Source organism: Streptomyces sp. NPDC107471, from assembly GCF_055582845.1.
This window is the reverse complement of sequence record NZ_JBVJPC010000004.1, coordinates 671,696-693,288: the sequence shown is the minus strand read 5'-3', so window position 1 is coordinate 693,288 and position 21,593 is coordinate 671,696. Positions and strand designations below refer to the sequence as shown.

Annotated in this window: 17 protein-coding genes; 13 read left to right on the top strand and 4 right to left on the bottom strand. The window is 70.6% G+C overall.

Annotation, left to right across the window (positions count from 1 at the left end):
* Positions 1-129 precede the first annotated feature (129 nt).
* From ACZ66S_RS16880 to ACZ66S_RS16870, 3 genes are all read right to left on the bottom strand, one after another.
* Entirely contained in the window at positions 130-2,598 is a 2,469-nt protein-coding gene (locus ACZ66S_RS16880) for an ATP-binding SpoIIE family protein phosphatase (RefSeq protein ID WP_469902285.1), read from the bottom strand.
* Positions 2,599-2,731: 133 nt separating this feature from the next.
* The gene (locus ACZ66S_RS16875) at positions 2,732-5,110 is read right to left on the bottom strand and encodes an MFS transporter (RefSeq protein WP_469902284.1); all 2,379 of its coding nucleotides are present in this window, start codon (positions 5,108-5,110) and stop codon (positions 2,732-2,734) included.
* Between the two features lie 148 nt (positions 5,111-5,258).
* Positions 5,259-5,702 carry an SRPBCC family protein gene (locus ACZ66S_RS16870; RefSeq protein ID WP_469902283.1) on the bottom strand — a complete coding sequence of 148 codons (444 nt, stop codon included), beginning with the start codon at positions 5,700-5,702 and terminating at the stop codon, positions 5,259-5,261.
* Positions 5,703-5,836: 134 nt separating this feature from the next.
* On the opposite strand from ACZ66S_RS16870, the gene ACZ66S_RS16865 reads away from it, so the two are divergent.
* The 4 genes from ACZ66S_RS16865 (at position 5,837) to ACZ66S_RS16850 (ending at position 9,633) form a co-directional block, all read left to right on the top strand.
* Positions 5,837-6,874: an Rv2578c family radical SAM protein gene (locus ACZ66S_RS16865; protein ID WP_469902282.1), complete on the top strand. Its 1,038-nt coding sequence runs from the start codon at positions 5,837-5,839 to the stop codon at positions 6,872-6,874.
* 135 nt (positions 6,875-7,009) lie between these two features.
* Complete coding sequence (locus ACZ66S_RS16860) at positions 7,010-8,605, top strand: alpha/beta hydrolase (RefSeq protein WP_469902281.1); 1,596 nt, start codon at positions 7,010-7,012, stop codon at positions 8,603-8,605.
* Positions 8,606-8,662: 57 nt separating this feature from the next.
* The gene (locus ACZ66S_RS16855; RefSeq protein WP_469902280.1) at positions 8,663-9,061 is read left to right on the top strand and encodes a RidA family protein; all 399 of its coding nucleotides are present in this window, start codon (positions 8,663-8,665) and stop codon (positions 9,059-9,061) included.
* A gap of 41 nt (positions 9,062-9,102) precedes the next feature.
* The gene (locus ACZ66S_RS16850) at positions 9,103-9,633 is read left to right on the top strand and encodes a GNAT family N-acetyltransferase (RefSeq protein WP_469902279.1); all 531 of its coding nucleotides are present in this window, start codon (positions 9,103-9,105) and stop codon (positions 9,631-9,633) included.
* A 4-nt stretch (positions 9,634-9,637) separates the two neighbouring features.
* Here the strand turns inward: ACZ66S_RS16850 and ACZ66S_RS16845 are convergent, their stop codons facing one another.
* A complete protein-coding gene (locus ACZ66S_RS16845; protein WP_469902278.1) occupies positions 9,638-10,213 on the bottom strand; it encodes an adenylosuccinate lyase in 576 nt (191 codons plus the stop codon).
* 379 nt (positions 10,214-10,592) lie between these two features.
* On the opposite strand from ACZ66S_RS16845, the gene ACZ66S_RS16840 reads away from it, so the two are divergent.
* The 9 genes from ACZ66S_RS16840 to pssA all read left to right on the top strand — a co-directional run bounded on the left by ACZ66S_RS16840 (position 10,593) and on the right by pssA (position 21,542).
* Positions 10,593-12,398, top strand: a complete 1,806-nt coding sequence (locus ACZ66S_RS16840) for a 3-hydroxyacyl-CoA dehydrogenase family protein (RefSeq protein WP_469902277.1) — start codon at positions 10,593-10,595, stop codon at positions 12,396-12,398.
* A 142-nt stretch (positions 12,399-12,540) separates the two neighbouring features.
* Positions 12,541-13,374, top strand: a complete 834-nt coding sequence (locus tag ACZ66S_RS16835; protein ID WP_469902276.1) for a TetR family transcriptional regulator — start codon at positions 12,541-12,543, stop codon at positions 13,372-13,374.
* A 432-nt stretch (positions 13,375-13,806) separates the two neighbouring features.
* Complete coding sequence (gene ccrA / locus ACZ66S_RS16830) at positions 13,807-15,144, top strand: crotonyl-CoA carboxylase/reductase (RefSeq protein WP_469902410.1); 1,338 nt, start codon at positions 13,807-13,809, stop codon at positions 15,142-15,144.
* Between the two features lie 17 nt (positions 15,145-15,161).
* A complete protein-coding gene (locus ACZ66S_RS16825; protein WP_469902275.1) occupies positions 15,162-17,189 on the top strand; it encodes a protein meaA in 2,028 nt (675 codons plus the stop codon).
* Positions 17,186-18,145: an HpcH/HpaI aldolase/citrate lyase family protein gene (locus tag ACZ66S_RS16820; protein WP_469902274.1), complete on the top strand. Its 960-nt coding sequence runs from the start codon at positions 17,186-17,188 to the stop codon at positions 18,143-18,145. Before ACZ66S_RS16825 ends, ACZ66S_RS16820 begins: the two co-directional genes overlap by 4 nt.
* A gap of 2 nt (positions 18,146-18,147) precedes the next feature.
* Positions 18,148-18,654, top strand: a complete 507-nt coding sequence (locus ACZ66S_RS16815) for a MaoC family dehydratase (RefSeq protein WP_358950256.1) — start codon at positions 18,148-18,150, stop codon at positions 18,652-18,654.
* A gap of 5 nt (positions 18,655-18,659) precedes the next feature.
* Positions 18,660-19,874 carry an acyl-CoA dehydrogenase family protein gene (locus tag ACZ66S_RS16810; protein WP_469902273.1) on the top strand — a complete coding sequence of 405 codons (1,215 nt, stop codon included), beginning with the start codon at positions 18,660-18,662 and terminating at the stop codon, positions 19,872-19,874.
* Positions 19,875-20,044: 170 nt separating this feature from the next.
* On the top strand, positions 20,045-20,701 hold the full coding sequence (locus tag ACZ66S_RS16805) for a phosphatidylserine decarboxylase (protein ID WP_037706416.1): 657 nt from the start codon (positions 20,045-20,047) through the stop codon (positions 20,699-20,701).
* A gap of 22 nt (positions 20,702-20,723) precedes the next feature.
* Positions 20,724-21,542: a CDP-diacylglycerol--serine O-phosphatidyltransferase gene (gene pssA / locus ACZ66S_RS16800; RefSeq protein ID WP_053848014.1), complete on the top strand. Its 819-nt coding sequence runs from the start codon at positions 20,724-20,726 to the stop codon at positions 21,540-21,542.
* Positions 21,543-21,593 lie beyond the last annotated feature (51 nt).

Sequence of the window (21,593 nt, the reverse complement as noted above, 5' to 3'; positions counted from 1 at the left end):
CCAGGATGCGCCACAAACCCGCCACACTGGCGGGCCAGTACGGTGTATCGCGCCGGGGTCACGCGGACAAGCGCATGGCGCATTCCTTCACCGCCAGTTCGACGAACGCGCGCCCCCGCGAGGTACCGCTCAGCGCCGCGGCAGGGTCAGTTCGAACCAGACGGTCTTGCCTGCCTTCGTCCGGCTCGCGCCCCACTCCCGGGCCAGCGTGCTGACCACCCTGAGCCCTCGCCCCTGCTCGTCGGTGGGCCCCGCGCTCAGCAGGTTGGGCAGATCGTGGTCGTCGTCGTCCACCTCGCACAGCAGCGTGTCCTCCCGCACGAGCCGCAGCTCGACGGGCCGGCTGTGCGAGTGCCGTACGGCGTTGGTGACGAGCTCGCTCACCATGAGCTCCGCGCCGTCGGCCAGTCGCGCCAGCCCCCAGTCGTGCAACTGCTCGCGCACCGCCGCCCGGGCCCGCCGCACCTCGGCCGGGTCGAGGTTGATCCGCCACTCGGCCACGTCGTCCGGCCCGATGCCGTTGAGCCGGACCATGAGCAGCGCCACGTCGTCCTTGCGTCCGCCGCGCGGGTTGAGCGCACGGATGATCGCGTCGCAGGCGTCGTCCATGGACGCGGCCGGGTGCGCGGCGGACTCGGTGAGCGTCGCCAGACCCACCCCGATGTCCTCGCCCCGCACCTCCACCAGCCCGTCGGTGCACATCAGCAGCCGGTCCCCGGGCTCCACCCGCACGCGCACCGCCTCGAAGGGCACCCCGCCGACGCCGATGGGCGCGCCGGTGGGCAGGTCGAGCAGCTCGCTGCGGCCGTCCGCGGCCCGCACGACCACCGGCGGGATGTGCCCCGCGTTCGCGATGTGCAGTTCGCCCGCGATCGGGTCGTAGACGGCGTAGAGACAGGTCGCGAGGTAGGTGTCGCCGAGCCGCTGGGCGAGGTCGTCGAGGTTGCGCAGCAGTTGGGCCGGCGGCAGGTCCAGCGCGGCCATGGTCTGTACGGCCGTGCGCAACTGGCCCATCATGGCGGCCGAGTTGAGGCCGTGCCCCATGACGTCCCCGACGACGAGGGCGGTCCGCGCGCCGGGCAGCTTCACGGAGTCGAACCAGTCGCCGCCGACCCGCCCGAGGAGCGTGCCCGGCAGATAGCGGGTGGCGATGTCGCAGCCCGCCATGCGCGCCGGGATGTGCGGCAGCATGCTGTCCTGGAGGGTCTCGGCGACGGACTCCTGGAAGGTGTACATGCGGGCGTTGTCCAGCACGAGGCCCGCGCGGGCGGCGAGTTCGGCGCCGGTGACCCGGTCCATGTCGTTGAACTCGACGCGCTCGGGGTGCCGGAGCAGGATCATGAACCCGAGGACGACGTTGCGGGCCTTCAGCGGCACGACGAGCATGGAGCGGCCGGTGATCAGCGGCCGGATGTCCCGCTTCTCGAACTGCGAGGCGATCGCGTGCCCCATCTGTTCGCTGATGCGCGGCACGAGGACCGGCTCGCCGCTGGTCATGCACTGGAAGAACGGGGTGTGCGCGGGGAACGGCATGGCCTCGCCGACCGGCACCACGTCGTCCCAGCGGCCCGGCTCGTCGGTGTGCTCCAGGGCCACCCGGTGCCACATGGTGGTGGTGTCGGGCACGCCGTCGGGGAACCCCTCGCCGGCGACGACCTGTTCGCGCAGATAGGTCCCGGCGACGTCGGTGAAGCGGGGCACGACGGCCCGGCTGACCTCGACGATGGTCCGGGACAGGTCGAGGGAGGTGCCGATCTTCCCACTGACCTCGTTGAGGAACTCCAGCCGCTCGCGCACGGCGACGTACTCGAGGTCCTCGCCCTCGTCCGGCTCGTCCTGCGGCACCGGCAGACCCGCCGCGACCGCCCGGGCCGCCCGCTCCCGGCGGGCCCTGCGCTCCGCGCGCCGGGGCACGCCCCAGTCGGGGGTGACGGGCACCCGGTCGTTCTGGCTGAACTCCAGGACCGGATAGCCCAGTTCGAGGATCTGCCCGACGATGCGGGCGCTCTCGCCGACGCTCATGCTGGGCAGGATCTCGGGGAGCCTGCGGGCGAGTTCGTCGGCGCCGGGGAAGTCGGTGTGCAGGGCGAAGGCGGGCGCGATCCGCTCGACGGCCGCACCGCCCTCGTCCAGGTCGAGATCGCGGTGGAGCCCGCCCGCGTCGGCGGCCAGCACCAGCAGACGCTCCTGGCCGGGGCCCACCAGCGGGTAGGCCCACCACAGGACGTCGACGCGGTCCGCGCCGGGCACGGTGAGGCGGGCTCGGCCGGCGGCCGGGTAGGACAGCCCGCCGTCCAGGGAGGACTCGAGGTCGGGGCCCAGGCCGTCGTAGGCCGCGTGCACGCCGTAGGGCGGGGTGCTCGCCTCTTCGGGGAGGGCTCCGGAGACGGGCAGCAGGTCGGCGGCGGGACGGCCGATGGCCTCGTCCTTGCCGGCGCCGAACAGCCGGCTCGCGCCCCGGCTCCAGTGGGAGACCAGGCCGTCGCGGTCCACGACCACCACGGCCAGCGGGACTCGTCCGGCCGCGGCGGGTCCGTCCGCCGTGCCGTCCCCAGCTCCGCGGCTGGGAGGTGCGCCCCTCTCGGTGCCACGGTCCATGGCCCAGGCCCTCTCTCCGCAAGATCTGTGCCGCCTGCTCCACCGTACGGCGCCCGTCGGCCACGGTGTGCGGCAATGCGGGAATTGGCCCGGACCGGATCGCCCCGGCGCGCGCCCCCGCACTGACGCCCCGTCAGTCCTCGTGCCCGAGCCGGAGATCGCGCTCCGTGCGGCCGCCCCCGGCCACCTGGAGAACGGTGGCGACCGGCGGGTAACCGGTGGCGATCACGGTGTACTCGCCGCCGGACAGGTCGCCGAAGCGGAAGGTGCCGTCGGGGCCGGTCGTGAGGGTGTCCACGACGTTGCCTGCGACGTCCAGGAGCGTCACGCGCGCGTCCGGCACGGACCGCCCGCCACCGGCGCGCACGGTCCCGTGCAGCAGCGCGCCGCCCGCGAGCTCGACGTCCTGACGGGACTCCCGGGAGGCCCGCACGGTGACGGGCAGCGCGGCGGGACGGAACGCGGGCGCCCCGGCGGCGAGGGTGTACTCCCCCGCGACCAGTTCGGTGACGACGTAGGTGCCGTCGGGACCGCTGCGAGTGGTCGCCACGACCTGGCCCTGCGCGTCGGTGAGGGTGACGGTGGCGTCCGGTACGGGTGTGCCATCGGTGAGCACGCGGCCGGTGAGCCGTCCGGCACCGCCGAGGACGACGGCCAGTTCGACCGGGTCCTCGCCGACGGTCACGGCGACGGCCTGCGGCTGGTGGCCGCTCGCGGCGGCGATGAGGACGTACGACCCCGGCGCGGGCGCCGACAGCGCGAACCGTCCGTCCGCGCCGGCGGCCGCGCGCGCCGTCTGCGCTCCGGCCACGTCGATCAGGGTGAGCGCGGCCCGGGGCACCACGGTCCCGTCGGAGTGCCGGACGGTGCCGCACACGGGAACCGCGGCGGCCTGCGGCGCGACGGGGGTGCCCCCGCCCGACGGGTGGGGCAGGGCCTGCGGGATCGCGGGGGTCTCCGTGTCGGCGTGGGGGGACACCAGCGGTTTCTCCTTGAGGAAGAGGGCGATGAGCAGGCCGAGGACGAGCACCGGCACGAGGTACAGGAAGATCCTCGGCATGGCGTCGGCGTAGGCCTGGATGTAGCCGTCGCGCAGCGCCGGGGGCAGGGCGTGGACGAGCTGCGGGGTGAGGGACTCGGGGTCGGGCAGCCCCCGCGCGTCGGGGAGCCGCTGTCGCAGCGAGTCCGCGAGCCGGTCGGCGAAGAGGGTGCCGAAGATCGCCGCTCCGACGCTGCCGCCGATCTGCCGGAAGTAGTTGTTGGCGCTGGTGGCGGTGCCGAGGTCGGCGGGGCGGACGGAGTTCTGCACGGCGAGGATCAGCACCGGCATCACCATGCCGATCCCGGCGCCGAGGACGGCCATCCAGATGCTGTAGTGCAGCCGGGGGGTGTCGGCCTCGAGCCGGGACAGCAGCCACATCCCGACGGCGGCGAGGGCGCTGCCGAGGATCGGCCAGACCCGGTAGTGCCCGGTGTGGCTGATGAGCTGTCCTGCGATCACGGACGCGCCGACGATGCCCGCCATCATGGGCAGCATCAGCAGGCCGGACTCGGTGGCGCTCGCGCCGTCGACCATCTGGAGGAAGGTCGGCAGATAGCTGGCCGCCCCGAAGAGCGCGACCCCGATCACCAGGCCCACCAGGGCGGTGATGTTGAAGACGGAGTCCCTGAACAGCCGCAGCGGGATGAGGGGTTCGGCGGCGAAGCGCTCGGCGACCAGGAAGAGGACGCCGGCGGCCACCGCTCCGGCCCCGAGGCCGAGGATCGGCCGCGAGTCCCAGGCGTGCTCGGTGCCGCCCCAACTGGTCAGCAGCACCAGGCAGGTGGAGGCGGCGGCGAGCAGCAGGGTGCCGAGGACGTCGAAGCGGGGCCTGACCCGCGGCCTGGGCAGCTTCAGCACGGCGGTGACGACGGCCAGGGTCAGCAGCCCGAAGGGCACGTTGACGTAGAAGCACCAGCGCCAGGAGAGGTGGTCGGTGAACCAGCCGCCGAGCAGCGGGCCGGCGACGGAGGCGAGTCCGAAGGCGGCGCCGATCAGGCCCATGAAGCGGCCGCGCCGCCGGGGCGGCACGATGTCGGCGATGATCGCCTGCACACCGATCATGAGGCCGCCGGCGCCGACGCCCTGCACCGCGCGGTAGGCGATCAACTGGTCCATGGTCGCGGCCCGTCCGGCGAGCGCGGAGCCGACCACGAAGACGACGATCGCGAACTGGAAGACGCCCTTGCGGCCGAGCAGGTCGCCGAGCTTGCCGTAGACCGGCAGTCCGATCGTGGCGGTGAGCAGGTAGGCGGTGATCGCCCAGGACATCCGGTCCAGGCCGTGCAGCTCACCGACGATCCTGGGGAGCGCGGTGGCGACGATCATCTGCTCCAGCGCGGCGAGAAGCAGCGCGAGCATCAGCCCGAAGAAGATCAACCGCACCCGGCGCGGGCCGAGTTCGACGGCGGGGGCGGGGATCTCCGGTGGCGCCTCGACCCGTTCCTCGTGCGTCGCCGTCGTCACGCCCACGTGCCGCTCCCCTCGTCGCGCCTGCCCCGCATTTCCCGCATAAGGCGACAACTACGAGCAAGCGCGACGAGTTACGGCACCCAGGTGGGCCGCAGGGAGATCCACTCGATCCGGTGACCGGCGGCAACGTCCGCCGGGTGCCGGGGACTTACTTCTCGACCTCGGCGGCGAGCCGGTCGAGGAGGGAGTCGTAGATCCGGCCGAGGCCCTTGGGGGCGAAGGTCTTCTCGAAGAAGCCGCCGATGCCGCCGGCGCCCTGCCAGACGGTGGTCACGACGACACGGGACCTGCCCTCGCCGGCCGGGGTGACCCGCCAGGTGGTGACCATGGAGGAGTTGCGGTCCTTCTCGACGAGCTCGCCGTCGGTGGGCTCGGTGACCTCCAGGAGGCAGTCGCGGATCCGCTTGCTGGTGGCCTGGAGCTTCCAGTGGACGAGGGTGCCCTCGCCGTCGCCGCCCTCGCGCACCTCGTACTCGCTGAACTGCTCGGGCAGCACCCGCGAGCGTGTGCCGCTGTAGTCGGCGACGGCGTCGAACACCTTCTCCGCGTCCGCCGCGACGATCCGCTCCGTAGTGGCCTCGACCTGCGCCATCGACTTCCTCCAGGACTTCAAGTTCTCGGGCTTGGGGCAAGCCAACCACCCCCGCCCACGGCCGCCCAAATCGGGGTTGCGCCGGAATTCGAACAAGTGTTTCACTCGAAGGGCAGTGCTACCGAGGAGGCCTCATGCGCTGGGAGAACCTCACCGAGTCCGCGGAACACGGACGGGCCGACGCCGCCCTCTTCGGCGCCGACGCGGTGGTCAGCCGTACGTTCGACACGCCCGAGTTCGCCGGGATCACGTTCCACGAGATCCGGGCCCGCTCGATCATCAACCGGGTGCCGGGCGCCTCCCGCATGCCCTTCGAGTGGACGGTGAACCCCTACCGCGGCTGCTCCCACGCGTGCGTGTACTGCTTCGCCCGCAAGACCCACAGCTATCTCGACCTGGACACCGGTCTCGGCTTCGACTCCCAGATCGTGGTCAAGGTGAACGCCCCCGAGCTGCTGCGCCGCCAGCTCGGCTCGCACCGCTGGACCGGCGACCACATAGCGATGGGCACCAACGTCGACTGCTACCAGCGCGCGGAGGGCCGCTACCGGCTGATGCCGGGCATCCTGGCCGCCCTGCGCGACCACGCGAACCCCTTCTCGATCCTGACCAAGGGCACGCTGATCCTGCGCGACCTCGACCTGCTGCAGCAGGCCGCCGCGGTGACGGACATCGGCATCTCGGTCTCGGTCGGCTTCACCGACCCCGAGCTGTGGCGCACGGTGGAGCCGGGCACACCCGCTCCGGAGCGGCGCCTGGACGTCGTACGCACCCTGGGCGAGCACGGCATCGGGTGCGGGGTGCTGATGGCCCCGGTGATCCCGTTCCTGAGTGACAGCCCGGCGCAGTTGCGGGCGACCGTGCGCGCGATCGCCGCCGCCGGGGCCACCTCGGTCACCCCGCTGGTGCTGCATCTGCGGCCGGGCGCCCGCGAGTGGTTCATGGCCTGGCTGCACCGGGAGCACCCGTATCTGGTACGCCGTTACGAGCGGCTCTACGCGGACGGCTCCTACGCTCCGAAGTGGTACCAGCGCCGGATCACCCGTCAGGTCCACGAGCTGGCACAGGAGTACGGCATCGGTCCCGCCGGCGCGGGGATGCCCCGGCGGATCCGGGAGCCGGAGCCCGAGGTCGCGCCGGTGTCCGAGCCGGTACAACTCACGTTGATCTGAGAGCGTTCGAGCGCATCGGACTGACCAATCGGGTCAAGTTCTGCCAGAACACGTTCTTCCGGGCGTGGTTTCCGGGACGATGCCGCGTGGACCGTGAGCCTCGCGGTCCGCCACCCTCCGTCCTGGGAGGACCCCATGAGAAAGCGCGCAGCCGTGCTGTGCGGTGCCGCGGTCGTCATGGCCGGGACCTTCACCGCCGTCCCCGCCGACGCCAGCTCCCCGCAGCACCCACACACCCCTTCGACCGCCCCAGCCGCCCACGCCGCGAAGCTCACCTGGAAGAAGTGCGGCACCGCCGACCACCCGACGCTCCAGTGCGCGTCCCTCAAGGTGCCGCTCGACCACGCCAACCCGCGCGGGCGGCAGATCACCCTCGCACTGTCCCGGGTCCCGCACACCGCGAAGAAGTACCAGGGCCCGCTGCTGGTCAACCCCGGCGGCCCCGGCGGCAGCGGGCTGACCTTCGCCGGGTTCGTCGCCTCCGGCCTGCCCAAGGCCGTCGCGGCCCAGTACGACGTCATCGGCTTCGACCCGCGCGGGGTGGGCGCGAGCAAACCCGCCCTCGACTGCAAGCCGGGCCATTTCAAGCCGGTGCGCCCGGACTCCGTGCCGAGCACACCCGCGATCGAGAGGGCCAACCTCCAGCGCGCCCAGTCCTTCGCCGCCGCCTGCGGCCGGAAGTACGCCGATGTGCTGCCGTACATCGACACCGTCAGCGCCGTGCGCGACATGGACGCGATCCGCCGGGCCCTCGGCGCGAAGCGGATCAACTACTTCGGCTACTCGTACGGCACCTACCTGGGCGCGGTCTACGCGAAGCTCTTCCCCCACCAGGTGCGCCGCCTGGTCCTCGACTCGATCGTCGACCCGACCGGCGTCTGGTACGACGACAACCTCACCCAGGATTACGCCTTCAACGACCGGCACCGGGCCCTGATGGCCTGGATCGCCAAGTACGACTCGACGTACCGGCTCGGCACCGACCCGGAGAGGATCGAGGCCAAGTGGTACGCGATGCGGGCGGCCCTCGCCAGGAAGCCCGCGGAGGGCAAGGTGGGCGCCTCGGAGCTGGAGGACACCTTCATCCCGGGCGGCTACTACAACGGCTACTGGCCCTATCTGGCCGAGGCGTTCGCCGCGTACGTGAACAAGAAGGACGCCGACCCGCTGGTCGAGGCCTACGAGAACTTCGGTGCCGTCGACGCGTCCGGGGACAACGGCTACAGCGTCTACACCTCCGTGCAGTGCCGCGACGCCTCCTGGCCGCGCGACTGGCGCCAGTGGCGGAAGGACAACTGGGACGTGTACGAGCAGGCGCCGTTCATGACCTGGAACAACGCCTGGTACAACGCGCCCTGCGCGTTCTGGCCCACGACGTCGCTCGCGCCGGTGAACATCGCCAACGGCCAACTGCCGCCGGCGCTGCTCTTCCAGGCGACGAACGACGCGGCCACCCCGTACCAGGGCGGTGTCACGGTGCACCGGCTGCTGGCGGACTCCGCTCTCGTCGTCGAGCAGGGCGGCGGGAACCACGGCATCACGCTGAGCGGGAACACCTGCCTGGACAAGCACCTGGCCGCGTACCTGACCGACGGCACGGTGCCGCGCGGCGGCGGCGAGGCCGACGCGGTGTGCAAGGCGCTGCCCGACCCCGAGCCGCCGGCCTCCAAGGCGGCGTCGACGTCCTCGCGGGGCGCGGCCCTGCACGGGCTGCTCGGCGTCCGGGGCTGAGCGCCTGACGCTCCGTCGGGGACGGGCGTTGTCATTGCCGTGGTCCACCATGGACGCATGAGTGAGCTGACCAGGATTCCCGCCCCCGCCGGGGTCGCCCCCGCGGCCCAGTACTCCCACGTGGTGCTGGGCCGCGGCCGTTTCGTCGCGGTCTCGGGCCAGGTCGCCCTGGACGAAGACGGCAAGCTCGTCGGGGAGGGCGACGCCGCCGCCCAGGCCCGCCAGGTCTTCGAGAACCTCCGCCGCTGCCTGGCGGCCGCCGGAGCGGGCTTCGACGAGGTCGTGAAACTGACCTGTTTCGTGACGGACATGGCCCACATGCCGGCGATCCGCGAGGCGCGTGCCGCGCACATACCCGACGACCGGCTGCCGGCGTCCTCGGCCGTGCAGGTGGAGGCGCTGGTGCGGCCGGAGTTCCTGCTGGAGATCGAGGCGTTCGCGGTGCTGGACCGGTAAATGGCGAGCCGGTGCGGCCGGAGGCTGCCTAGGGTGCCGCCATGGACGACGACCGCCTTCTCATCCGCCCGATGACCCTCGCCGACTGCGACCGTGTGGCCGAGATCCGGGTCCGCGGCTGGCAGAGCGCCTACCGGGGCCTGATCCCGCAGTCGTACCTCGACGCGATGAGCGTGACCCGGGACGCCGAGCGGCACCGTGCCCGCTTCGTCCAGGGGGACGGCACCGTGGTGAACCTCGTGGCCGAATGGGACGGCGAGGTCATGGGCTGGGCCTGCCACGGGCCGTACCGGGACGACGAAGTCCGCACCGCGGACGCCGAGTTGTACGCCGTCTACGTGGACCCGCGGCACTACGGCAGGGGCATCGGACACGCCCTGTTGCTGGAGGCCCTGTGGAACCGCACGGCCCTGGGCCACGACCGCATGTACCTGTGGGTCCTCCGGGACAACAGCCGTGCCCGCCGCTTCTACGAGAGGGCGGGCTTCGCGGCCGACGGCACCGAGGAGCCCTTCGAGGCGGACGGCGTTCCGGTGCCGGAGATGCGGTACGTACGGGCACTCGGCACCTGACGGCTCACCGCTGCTTCGGGATCCGCGCCAGCGCGTGCACCGCCGCCTCCGCCAGCGCCGGATGCGCGAGGGCCTCGTTCAGCACGGGTCTGGCGCGGGTGTCGGCCAGCGTGCCGAGCCCCTCCACACAGGCGAGTGCCACGCGCCGGTAGGGGTCGTGCGGGCGCAGCCGGCGTTCCAGCGTGGTGATGAGGGCGGGCACCGACTCGGGGGCGCGCAGTTCGGCCAGCAGCCTGACCGGGTGCAGGGCGTAGGCGACCCGCAGTTCGTTGGTGGCGAGGGCGGCGGCCGCCCGGGCGGTGCGCGGGTCGTCGAGCCGAGCGAGGGCGTACGCGGCGGCGGCACAGCGGGGCGGATCGCGGTGGTTGAGCAGCAGGACGAGCGACTCGAAGGCCCGGCGGTCGCCGGCCAGCCCGAGGCGGAACGCGGCCAGTTCGCGGGCCCACAGCGGTTGTCCGGGCTCGGTGAGCACCGCGGCCAGTTCGTCCGGGTCCTCGGTCGCCACCAGACGGCCGAAGGCGGCCGACGCTCCCGACTCCTGCCGTAAGCGCTCCGTGAGTGATCGCAACTCTTCGTCCATGAACCCGAGGTTAGGCGGCCCGCCCGGGGTGCGGGACGTACATCACAAATCCGAGGGCTGGCGCGCTCGTTACCCACCGGTTAAGCTCAGACGAGCGAGTTACCCACTCGCGGAACTCCTTGCGGTGGCCTGGTGACGCAGCCGCCGTGAGAGCAGTCGGTTCGGTACCTCGGGTACCACCAGTACGACCCGGCTTGGGACAGGGCCGGTCGGTTCCACCGTTCTCCCGGGCATGTGCGATGCCCGCGACGACGGTCCGGGCGTGTGCGCTCGCAGCCCGGCAACACCCGCATCCAGCAGATCTTCTCCCGCACCCGGTGCGCCTGTCGGCGTACCGGGTCGCGCTCCCAGTCGTCACCCTCATTCCTGGAGTTCCGCGATGGCCACTCCCCTGTCCGACCCCTCTCCGTCCCCGCTCCGGACGATCGCCGTCGTCGGCCTCGGCACCATGGGCACCGGCATCGCCGAGGTCCTCGCCCGGGCCGGCCGCGAGGTCGTCGGCATCGACATCAGCGAGGCGCAGGCCGCCCAGGCCGTCGCCGTCCTGGAGTCCGCGACCGCCCGCGCCGTGGAGCGCGGCCGGCTCACCGAGCAGGAGCGCGCGGACCTCCTCGCCCGCGTCCGCACCTCCACCGACCTGCGCGCGGCGGCCGACGCCGACCTCGTCATCGAGGTGGCTCCGGAGTCGTACGAGATCAAGCACCAGATCTTCCGCGAGCTCGACGGGATCGTGCGCCCGCAGACGATCCTCGCGACCGGCACCAACGCCCTGTCCGTGACCCGCCTGGCCGCCGACTCGGCGCGCCCGGAGCGGGTGCTGGGCCTGCACTTCTTCAACCCGGCGCCCGCGATGAAGCTGGTCGAGGTCGTCTCCTCGGTGCTCACCGCCCCGGCGGCCGTCACCGCGGTCACCGACCTCGCCCTCGACCTCGGCAAGGAGCCCGTCGCGGTCGGCGACCGGCCCGGCTTCGTCGCCGACGGGCTGCTGTTCGGCTACCTCAACCAGGCGGCCGCGATGTACGAGGCGAAGTACGCCTCCCGCGAGGACATCGACGCGGCGATGCGGCTCGGCTGCGGCCTGCCCATGGGTCCCCTCGCCCTGCTCGACCTGATCGGCGTCGACACCGCGCGCACCGTCCTGGAGGCCATGTACGCCGAGTCCCACGACCGGCTGCACGCCCCCGCCCCGATCCTCAAGCAGCTCAGCGAGGCGGGTCTGACGGGCCGTAAGTCGGGGCGCGGTTTCTACACCTACGACGCCCCGGGCAGCGCGACGGTCGTGCGGGACGCGCTGACGCCCCTGGAGAGCTCCGGTCAGGTCACGGGCCGCGAGGTCCGCTCCGTCGGTGTCGCGGGCTCCGGGACCATGGCGTCCGGTATCGCGGAGGTCTTCGCGAAGGCCGGGTACGAGGTCGTGCTCGCCGCGCGCAGCGAGGAGAAGGCGCAGACGGCGAAGGCCCGTATCGGCAAGTCGCTTTCCCGCTCTGTCGACAAGGGCCGTATGACCGCGGAGGCGGCCGCGCAGACCCTGGACCGGATCACCGCGGCGGGCTCGTACGAGGCGTTCGCGGACGTCGACCTCGCCGTCGAGGCCGTCGCCGAGGACCTGGAGATCAAGCAGCAGCTCTTCCAGACGCTGGACAAGGTCTGCAAGCCGGGCGCGGTCCTGGCCACCACGACCTCCTCGCTGCCCGTGGTCGCCTGTGCCCGTGCCACCTCGCGCCCGCAGGACGTGATCGGCATGCACTTCTTCAACCCGGCGCCGGCGATGAAGCTGGTCGAGGTCGTCCGCACGGTCCTGACGGCCGAGGACGTCCACGCCACGGTCCGCGAGGTGTGCGGGCGGATCAGGAAGCACGCGGTCGACTGCGGCGACCGGGCGGGCTTCATCGTGAACGCCCTGCTCTTCCCGTACCTCAACAACGCGATCAAGATGGTGCAGGAGCACTACGCGTCCCTCGACGACATCGACGCGGCGATGAAGCTGGGCGGCGGCTACCCGATGGGCCCCTTCGAGCTGCTGGACGTCGTCGGCCTGGACGTCTCGCTCGCGATCGAGAAGGTCCTGCACCGCGAGTTCCGCGACCCGGGTCTGGCTCCGGCCCCGCTCCTGGAGCACCTGGTGGCCGCGGGCTGCCTCGGCCGCAAGACCGGCCGTGGCTTCCGCGAATATGCCCGCCGCTGACCACGTCGGCGACTGGTTCACCGGCGGCGAGGACTGGGGCGGGCTGCTCGATCCGGGCAGCCCTGCCCCGCCCGCGGGACGCGGCGGCTCCCCGCCGGTCCCGGGCGGGACAAACCCCGGACACGCGCACCAACCTGCGCACATGCAGTACGTTCGGGTCATGCCCCAGCCCGCCAAGTCGTCCCGTACACCAGCCGCGCCCGACGCGCCGGAGAGTGCCGCAGGCAGTCGCGCGGCCGCCCAGCGGCTCAAGATGCGCCGAGAACTGGCCGCCGCCGCGATGGAGTTGTTCTCCACCAAGGGGTACGAGGCGACGACCGTCGACGAGATCGCGGCCGCGGCCGGTGTCGCCCGCCGCACCTTCTTCCGCCACTTCCGCTCCAAGGAAGAGGCGATCTTCCCCGACCACGACGACACCCTGATCCGGGCGGAGGCCGTGCTGAACGCGGCCCCCGCGCACGAGCACCCGCTCGACACGGTGTGCCGCGGCATCAAGGAAGTCATGAAGATGTACGCGGGCCGGCCGGAGATCTCGGTCGCCCGCTACAAGCTGACCCGCGAGGTGCCGACGCTGCGGGAGGCGGAGATCGCCTCGGTGGCCCGCTACGAGCGGCTGTTCACGCGGTACCTGCTCGGGCACTTCGACGAGCACGCGCACGACGACGACGCGAACGACGATCCGCTGCTGGCGGAGGTCGCCGCGTCGGCCGTGGTCACCGCGCACAACCACGTGCTGCGGCGGTGGCTGCGGGCCGGCGGCCAGGGGGACGTCGAGGCGCAGTTGGACCACGCCTTCGCGATCGTGCGGAAGACCTTCGGGACCGGGATCGGGGCGGGCCGCACCACGGTCCCCCAGCCGCCGACCGAGGCGACGGTCTCCACCCAGGGCGAGGTCCTGGTGGCGGTCGCCCGCACCGACGCGCCCCTGGACGAGGTCATGCGCACCATCGAGCAGGCGCTCAAAGAGCACTCCTGACGCGGACGCCGAGAGCGGCCGGTACCGGGACCCCCCGGTACCGGCCGCTTTCGCGTGAAGGCACACCTGACCAGGAGCGCGGCCGGAATCGGGCACAACCGGGACGAAGACCCTACCCGCCGGTAGCTTTGATCGATCATCGCTCATCTGTTACGTAAAGATTTCATCTGAGAGCAATTTATGGCACTCAGTGCCTTGCACGGTGGCACGCGGTGTCTTACGTTGAGGGAGTCCGGGCGGCCGGCGTGCAGAGACCTTTCGCACGTCGGCTGTCCCAGCAACTCATCGAGTCGCCCGCCCGGACGCCTGCGTCACAGGCAACCTCCCGCGCCACAAAGCGCTGCCAACAGCACCACCGCCGAACCGACGGCACCGACGTAACCCTCAGCGTCTCCCCTCAAGACGCCATTCGCCGGAGGCAACACCGTGACCGTGAAGGACATCCTGGACGCGATCCAGTCGCCGGACTCGACGCCGGCCGACTTCGCCGCCATGCAGCTCCCCGAGTCGTACCGCGCGATCACCGTGCACAAGGACGAGACGGAGATGTTCGCGGGCCTGGAGACCCGCGACAAGGACCCGCGCAAGTCGATCCACCTCGACGACGTCCCGCTGCCCGAACTGGGCCCGGGCGAGGCGCTCGTCGCCGTCATGGCATCGAGTGTCAACTACAACTCGGTGTGGACCTCCATCTTCGAGCCGCTGTCGACCTTCGGCTTCCTGGAGCGCTACGGCCGCACCAACGAGCTCGCCAAGCGGCACGACCTGCCGTACCACATCATCGGCTCCGACCTCGCGGGCGTGGTCCTGCGCACCGGCCCGGGCGTGAACGCCTGGAAGCCCGGTGACGAGGTCGTCGCGCACTGTCTGTCCGTCGAGATGGAGTCCTCCGACGGCCACAACGACACCATGCTCGACCCCGAGCAGCGGATCTGGGGCTTCGAGACCAACTTCGGCGGCCTCGCGGAGATCGCGCTGGTCAAGTCGAACCAGCTCATGCCCAAGCCCGACCACCTGTCGTGGGAGGAGGCGGCCGCTCCGGGTCTGGTCAACTCCACCGCCTACCGCCAGCTCGTCTCCCGCAACGGTGCCGGCATGAAGCAGGGCGACAACGTCCTGATCTGGGGCGCGAGCGGCGGACTCGGCTCGTACGCCACGCAGTTCGCGCTGGCCGGCGGCGCCAACCCGATCTGTGTCGTCTCCAGCGACCAGAAGGCGGACATCTGCCGCTCGATGGGCGCCGAGGCGATCATCGACCGCAACGCCGAGGGCTACCGGTTCTGGAAGGACGAGCAGACCCAGGACCCCAAGGAGTGGAAGCGCTTCGGCAAGCGCATCCGCGAGCTCACCGGCGGCGAGGACATCGACATCGTCTTCGAGCACCCCGGCCGCGAGACCTTCGGCGCCTCCGTCTTCGTCACCCGCAAGGGCGGCACCATCACCACCTGCGCCTCGACCTCGGGCTACATGCACGAGTACGACAACCGCTACCTGTGGATGTCGCTGAAGCGGATCATCGGCTCGCACTTCGCCAACTACCGCGAGGCCTGGGAGGCCAACCGGCTCATCGCGAAGGGCAAGATCCACCCGACCCTGTCCAAGGTGTACGCCCTGGAGGAGACCGGCCAGGCCGCCTACGACGTGCACCGCAACCTGCACCAGGGCAAGGTCGGCGTGCTGTGCATGGCCCCCGAGGAGGGGCTGGGCGTGCGCGACGAGGAGAAGCGCGCGCAGCACATCGACGCCATCAACCGCTTCCGGAACATCTGAGGACGCGGAGGCCAGCGATGACAGAGCGTCAGAAGGACCGGCCGTGGCTCATGCGCACCTACGCCGGTCACTCCACGGCCGAGGCGTCCAACGAGCTGTACCGGCGCAACCTCGCCAAGGGCCAGACCGGCCTGTCGGTGGCGTTCGACCTGCCGACGCAGACCGGCTACGACTCCGACCACGTCCTCGCCCGCGGCGAGGTGGGCCGGGTCGGCGTGCCGATCGCGCACCTCGGTGACATGCGCCGGCTGTTCCAGGACATCCCCCTGGAGCAGATGAACACCTCGATGACGATCAACGCCACCGCCATGTGGCTGCTGGCGCTCTACCAGGTCGTCGCCGAGGAGCAGGGTGCGGACATCACCAGGCTCCAGGGCACGACCCAGAACGACATCGTCAAGGAGTACCTGTCCCGGGGGACGCACGTCTTCCCGCCGGGACCGAGCCTCCGGCTGACGACCGACATGATCGCGTACACGGTCTCCCACCTCCCGAAGTGGAACCCGATCAACATCTGCAGCTACCACCTGCAGGAGGCGGGCGCCACGCCGGTCCAGGAGATCGCGTACGCGATGTCGACGGCCATCGCGGTCCTGGACGCCGTCCGGGATTCCGGCCAGGTGCCGCAGGAGCGCATGGGCGACGTCGTCGGCCGGATCTCCTTCTTCGTGAACGCGGGCGTCCGGTTCGTCGAGGAGATGTGCAAGATGCGCGCCTTCGGCCGCATCTGGGACCAGGTCACGCGGGAGCGCTACGGCATCGAGGACCCCAGGCACCGCCGCTTCCGGTACGGCGTCCAGGTCAACTCCCTCGGGCTGACCGAGGCGCAGCCGGAGAACAACGTCCAGCGGATCGTCCTGGAGATGCTGGCCGTGACCCTCTCGAAGGACGCACGCGCGCGTGCCGTCCAGCTCCCGGCCTGGAACGAGGCCCTCGGTCTCCCCCGGCCCTGGGACCAGCAGTGGTCGCTGCGGATGCAGCAGGTGCTGGCCTACGAGAGCGACCTGCTGGAGTACGAGGACATCTTCGAGGGCTCGCACGTCGTCGAGGCGAAGGTCGCCCGCCTGGTCGAGGAGTCCTTCGCGGAGATCGAGCGGATCCAGGAGATGGGCGGCGCGATGGCCGCCGTCGAGTCGGGCTACCTGAAGTCGCAGCTCGTCTCCTCGCACGCCGAGCGCCGGGCCCGGATCGAGTCCGGGCAGGAGAAGATCATCGGCGTCAACGTCTTCGAGACGACCGAGCCGAACCCGCTCACCGCCGACCTGGACACCGCGATCCAGACGGTGGACCCGGCCGTCGAGGCCCGGGTGATCGCGGGACTCCAGCACTGGCGCGACACCCGTTACCAGCCGCCCTTCAACCACCCGCGCCCCTGCAAGGCGCTGGAGCGGCTGAAGGAGGCCGCCAAGGGCACCGACAACCTCATGGAGGCCACCCTGGAGTGCGCCCGCGCGGGTGTGACGACCGGCGAGTGGGCGGGGGCCCTGCGGGAGGTGTTCGGCGAGTTCCGGGCGCCCACGGGTGTCTCCTCGGCTCCGGTGGCGGTGCCCGCGGAGGAGGGCTCGGCCATGGCCGACGTCCGCCGCCGGGTCGAGGTGACCGCCAAGGACCTCGGGGTGGGCAAGCTGCGCTTCCTGGTCGGCAAGCCGGGCCTGGACGGGCACTCCAACGGGGCCGAGCAGATCGCCGTCCGCGCGCGCGACGCGGGCTTCGAGGTGGTCTACCAGGGCATCCGGCTCACCCCGGAGCAGATCGTGGACGCGGCCCTCGCCGAGGACGTGCACGCGGTCGGGCTGTCCATCCTGTCCGGCTCGCACGCCCAGCTCGTGCCGGACGTCCTGGACCGGCTCCGTGTGGCCGGTGCCACAGACATCCCGGTGATCGCCGGTGGCATCATCCCGAATGGTGACGCCGAGCAGCTACGGGCAGCCGGAGTGGCCGCGGTCTTCACCCCGAAGGACTTCGACATCACCGGCATCATCGGCCGGATCGTCGACGAGATCCGCAACGCGAACAAGCTCGACCCCCTGGAGGTCCCCGCATGACCGTCAACCGTCTGCGTCCCCGCCGCTCGTGTCTCGCGGTGCCGGGAAGCAACCCCCGCTTCCTGGAGAAGGCGCAGGGCCTCCCGGCGGACCAGGTCTTCCTCGACCTGGAGGACGCGTGCGCCCCGCTCGCCAAGCCCGAGGCGCGGCACACCATCGTCAAGTTCCTCAACGAGGGCGACTGGACGGGCAAGACGAGGGTCGTGCGCGTCAACGACTGGACGACCGAGTGGACGTACCGCGACGTCGTCACGGTCGTCGAGGGGGCCGGCCAGAACCTCGACTGCATCATGCTGCCGAAGGTGCAGACCGCCGAGCAGATCGTCGCGCTCGACCTCCTGCTGACCCAGATCGAGAAGACGATGGGCTTCGAGGTCGGCAAGATCGGCATCGAGGCGCAGATCGAGAACGCGCAGGGCCTCAACAACGTCAACGAGATCGCGACCGCGTCCCAGCGCGTCGAGACCATCATCTTCGGCCCGGCCGACTTCATGGCGTCGATCAACATGAAGTCGCTGGTCGTGGGCGAGCAGCCGCCCGGCTACCCGGCGGACGCCTACCACTACATCCTGATGAAGATCCTGATGGCCGCCCGCGCCAACAACCTCCAGGCGATCGACGGACCCTACCTCCAGATCCGCAACATCGACGGCTACCGCGAGGTCGCCCAGCGCGCCGCGGCGCTCGGCTTCGACGGCAAGTGGGTGCTGCACCCGGGCCAGGTGGAGGCGTCCAACGAGATCTTCTCGCCCTCGCAGGAGGACTACGACCACGCCGAGCTGATCCTGGACGCGTACGACTACTACACGTCCGAGGCGGGCGGCAAGAAGGGCTCCGCGATGCTCGGCGACGAGATGATCGACGAGGCCAGCCGCAAGATGGCCCTGGTCATCTCCGGCAAGGGACGCGCGGCCGGCATGCAGCGCACCTCCAAGTTCGAGACCCCGGAGGCCTGAGCATGCAGTTCGGACGCACCTACGAGGAGTTCGAGGTCGGGGCGGTCTACAAGCACTGGCCCGGCAAGACGGTCACCGAGTACGACGACCACCTCTTCTGCCTCCTCACCATGAACCACCACCCGCTCCACATGGACGTCAACTACGCCGAGAAGACGACGGACTTCGGCAAGAACGTCGTGGTCGGGAACTACATCTACTCCCTGCTGCTCGGCATGTCGGTGCCGGACGTCTCCGGCAAGGCGATCGCCAACCTGGAGATCGAGTCGCTGAAGCACGTGGCGCCGACCTTCCACGGCGACACCGTCTACGGCCAGACGACCGTGCTCGACAAGTGGCCCTCCAAGTCGAAGAACGACCGCGGGATCGTGTACGTCGAGACCAAGGGCTACAAGCAGGACGGCACGCTGGTCTGCGTGTTCCGCCGCAAGGTCATGGTGCCCACCGAGACCTACATCAAGGAGCGCGGCGGCGAGCAGCCCGGCCGCCCGGAACTTCAGGAGGGCTGACCACGATGGCACGCCTCGCCCGGACCCACGGCCTCACGGACGTCCAGCAGGAGATCCTGTCCACCGTCCGCGACTTCGTGGACAAGGAGATCATCCCGGTCGCGACCGAGCTGGAGCACCGCGACGAGTACCCGCAAGCGATCGTCGACGGGCTCAAGGAGTTGGGCCTGTTCGGCCTGATGATCCCCGAGGAGTACGGCGGTCTGGGCGAGTCCCTCCTGACCTACGCGCTGTGCGTCGAGGAGATCGCCCGCGGCTGGATGTCGGTCTCCGGCATCATCAACACCCACTTCATCGTGGCGTACATGCTCAAGCAGCACGGCACGCAGGAGCAGAAGGACCACTTCCTGCCACGCATGGCGGCCGGCGACGTCCGGGGCGCCTTCTCGATGTCGGAGCCGGGTCTCGGCTCGGACGTGTCCGCCATCACGTCGAAGGCGGTCAGGGACGGTGACGAGTACGTCCTCAACGGCCAGAAGATGTGGCTGACGAACGGCGGAACGTCAACTCTGGTCGCCGTTCTCGTCCGAAGTGACGAAGGACACTCCCCCGAGGAGGCGGCCGCCAAACCCCACAAGTCGATGACGACCTTCCTGATCGAGAAGGAGGCCGGCTTCGGGGAGGTCCGTCCCGGCCTCACCATCCCCGGGAAGATCGACAAGATGGGGTACAAGGGCGTCGACACCACCGAGTTGATCATGGATGGCCTGCGACTTCCGGCCAACCGTGTGCTCGGCGGGGTCACCGGCCGAGGTTTTTACCAAATGATGGACGGGGTGGAAGTCGGGCGCGTCAATGTGGCGGCGCGTGGCTGCGGAGTCGCTCAGCGTGCCTTCGAACTCGGCGTCCAGTACGCCCAGCAGCGTCACACTTTCGGCAAGCCGATCGCTCAGCACCAGGCGATTCAGTTCAAGCTGGCCGAGATGGCTACCAAGGTCGAGGCGGCGCATGCGATGATGGTCAACGCGGCTCGCAAAAAGGACTCCGGGGAGCGAAACGACCTTGAGGCAGGGATGGCGAAGTACCTCGCCTCCGAATACTGCAAGGAGGTCGTGGAAGACGCCTTCCGGATCCACGGCGGCTACGGCTTCTCCAAGGAGTACGAGATCGAGCGCCTCTACCGTGAGGCTCCGATGCTGCTGATCGGTGAAGGTACCGCCGAGATCCAGAAAATGATCATCGGTCGCAGGCTGCTCGAAGAGTATCGGTTCCAGGGCTAGATGTCCGGTTACGGGGTGTTTTCTTGGAGAAGAAGATCACACCCCGTCAACGCGGTTCAGACGCCGACTCGGCTTCCTGGCTTGCCCAGTTGTGGCCCACGACCGGTACGATCCCGGAAAGCCGCCGTCCCCCGTCTAGTGCGCGGCATCATCCGCTACGAAGGTCATCCATGCCCCACAGCCAAACCTCTGCACCTCGCGACAGCCTGGCAGGCGTACGCCTCGCGCGCGGAGCATCGCCGTGGCTCCTCCCGACCGTCGCCACCGCAGCACTGAGCCTGGTACGCGCGCGCAAGTCGGGCGCCGCCAAGGCCGTCGCCGTGCCCGCCACCGCGCTGGCGGCGGGCATGCTGTGGTTCTTCCGCGACCCCGAGCGCGAGATCGCCCCCGGCCGGGTCATCTCGCCCGCCGACGGTGTGGTGCAGAGCATCATGCCGTGGAAGGACGGTCGCACCCGCGTCGCGATCTTCATGAGCCCGCTCAACGTCCACGTCAACCGCGCGCCGCTCTCCGGCACGGTGACCTCGGTCGAGCACATCCCCGGCGGGTTCGTTCCGGCGTTCAACAAGGAGAGCGAGAACAACGAGCGCGTCGTCTGGCACTTCGACACCGAACTCGGTGACATCGAGATGATCCAGATCGCCGGCGCGGTGGCCCGTCGGATCGTGCCCTACATCCCGCAGGGCACGAAGGTCGAGCAGGGTGACCGCATCGGTCTGATCCGGTTCGGCTCGCGCGTCGACATCTACCTGCCGGAGGGCGTGGAGGTCGCGGTCGAGGTCGGCCAGAAGACGGTGGCTGGGGTGACTCGCATTGACCGTGATTGATCCTGAGACCCAGGCGGGTTGGGTGCCCGAGGCCGACGAGGTCGACGACGAGGAGGAGATGCCTCTTTCTCTCCGCCTGTCGATAGCGGACACCCTCACCCTCGGCAACGCCACGTGCGGCTTCATGGCGGTGTACTTCACCACCACCGGCATCCTGATCCCGCACCTGACCGACAGCCAGGAGTCCGGCATGGCGCGCAACAGCGCGGCCACGGCGGTCATCCTCATGCTGTGCGCGGCGGTCTTCGACCTCTTCGACGGCCTGGTGGCGCGCAAGCTGCGCTCCTCGCCGATGGGCGCCGAGCTGGACAACCTCTCGGACCTGATCAGCTTCGGCCTCGCGCCGGCGTACTTCGTGCTCGTCTACGGCATGGTCGCCGACGACGCCTCGCAGCGGGTGGCCGCGGTGGGTGCCGTGGTGGTGCTGCTCGCGGTGGTCCTCCGGCTGGCCAGATTCTCCTGCGTGACGGTGGCGAACGGCATGTTCCAGGGCATGCCGTCCCCGTTCGGCGCGCTCACGGTGGTCGCGATCGTGCTGCTGGAGCTGCCCTTCGTGGCGACGCTCCTGGCGATCCTGGGCACCGCGTGGCTGATGGTGAGCCGGGTGGAGTACCCGAAGCCGCGGGGGCGGCTCGCGGTGGCGATGCTCTCCTGGATCGTGCTGGCGATGGGTCTGCTCGCGGCCTGGGCGTTCGGCGCCCCCAGCGGCCAGCTCCTGCTCCAGACCGGCTGTGCCCTGCAGCTCGTCATGGGCGCCGTGATCCCGCTGTTCGCCACGGCCCGCCGGGTGAACAACTTCCGCGGCAACCGGCGCGAGGCGCGGGCGGCGCAGTTGCCGTAGCGCTCCGCCGCTGTACCGCAGAGGGGCCCGAACCGATGACGGTTCGGGCCC

Coding starts and splice junctions, on each gene's coding strand:
- ACZ66S_RS16880 (WP_469902285.1), bottom strand. CDS start 2,598: ATGGACCGTGGCACCGAGAGGGGCGCACCTCCCAGCCGCGGAGCTGGG.
- ACZ66S_RS16870 (WP_469902283.1), bottom strand. CDS start 5,702: ATGGCGCAGGTCGAGGCCACTACGGAGCGGATCGTCGCGGCGGACGCG.
- ACZ66S_RS16865 (WP_469902282.1), top strand. CDS start 5,837: ATGCGCTGGGAGAACCTCACCGAGTCCGCGGAACACGGACGGGCCGAC.
- ACZ66S_RS16860 (WP_469902281.1), top strand. CDS start 7,010: ATGAGAAAGCGCGCAGCCGTGCTGTGCGGTGCCGCGGTCGTCATGGCC.
- ACZ66S_RS16855 (WP_469902280.1), top strand. CDS start 8,663: ATGAGTGAGCTGACCAGGATTCCCGCCCCCGCCGGGGTCGCCCCCGCG.
- ACZ66S_RS16850 (WP_469902279.1), top strand. CDS start 9,103: ATGGACGACGACCGCCTTCTCATCCGCCCGATGACCCTCGCCGACTGC.
- ACZ66S_RS16845 (WP_469902278.1), bottom strand. CDS start 10,213: ATGGACGAAGAGTTGCGATCACTCACGGAGCGCTTACGGCAGGAGTCG.
- ACZ66S_RS16840 (WP_469902277.1), top strand. CDS start 10,593: ATGGCCACTCCCCTGTCCGACCCCTCTCCGTCCCCGCTCCGGACGATC.
- ACZ66S_RS16835 (WP_469902276.1), top strand. CDS start 12,541: ATGCAGTACGTTCGGGTCATGCCCCAGCCCGCCAAGTCGTCCCGTACA.
- ACZ66S_RS16825 (WP_469902275.1), top strand. CDS start 15,162: ATGACAGAGCGTCAGAAGGACCGGCCGTGGCTCATGCGCACCTACGCC.
- ACZ66S_RS16820 (WP_469902274.1), top strand. CDS start 17,186: ATGACCGTCAACCGTCTGCGTCCCCGCCGCTCGTGTCTCGCGGTGCCG.
- ACZ66S_RS16815 (WP_358950256.1), top strand. CDS start 18,148: ATGCAGTTCGGACGCACCTACGAGGAGTTCGAGGTCGGGGCGGTCTAC.
- ACZ66S_RS16810 (WP_469902273.1), top strand. CDS start 18,660: ATGGCACGCCTCGCCCGGACCCACGGCCTCACGGACGTCCAGCAGGAG.
- ACZ66S_RS16805 (WP_037706416.1), top strand. CDS start 20,045: ATGCCCCACAGCCAAACCTCTGCACCTCGCGACAGCCTGGCAGGCGTA.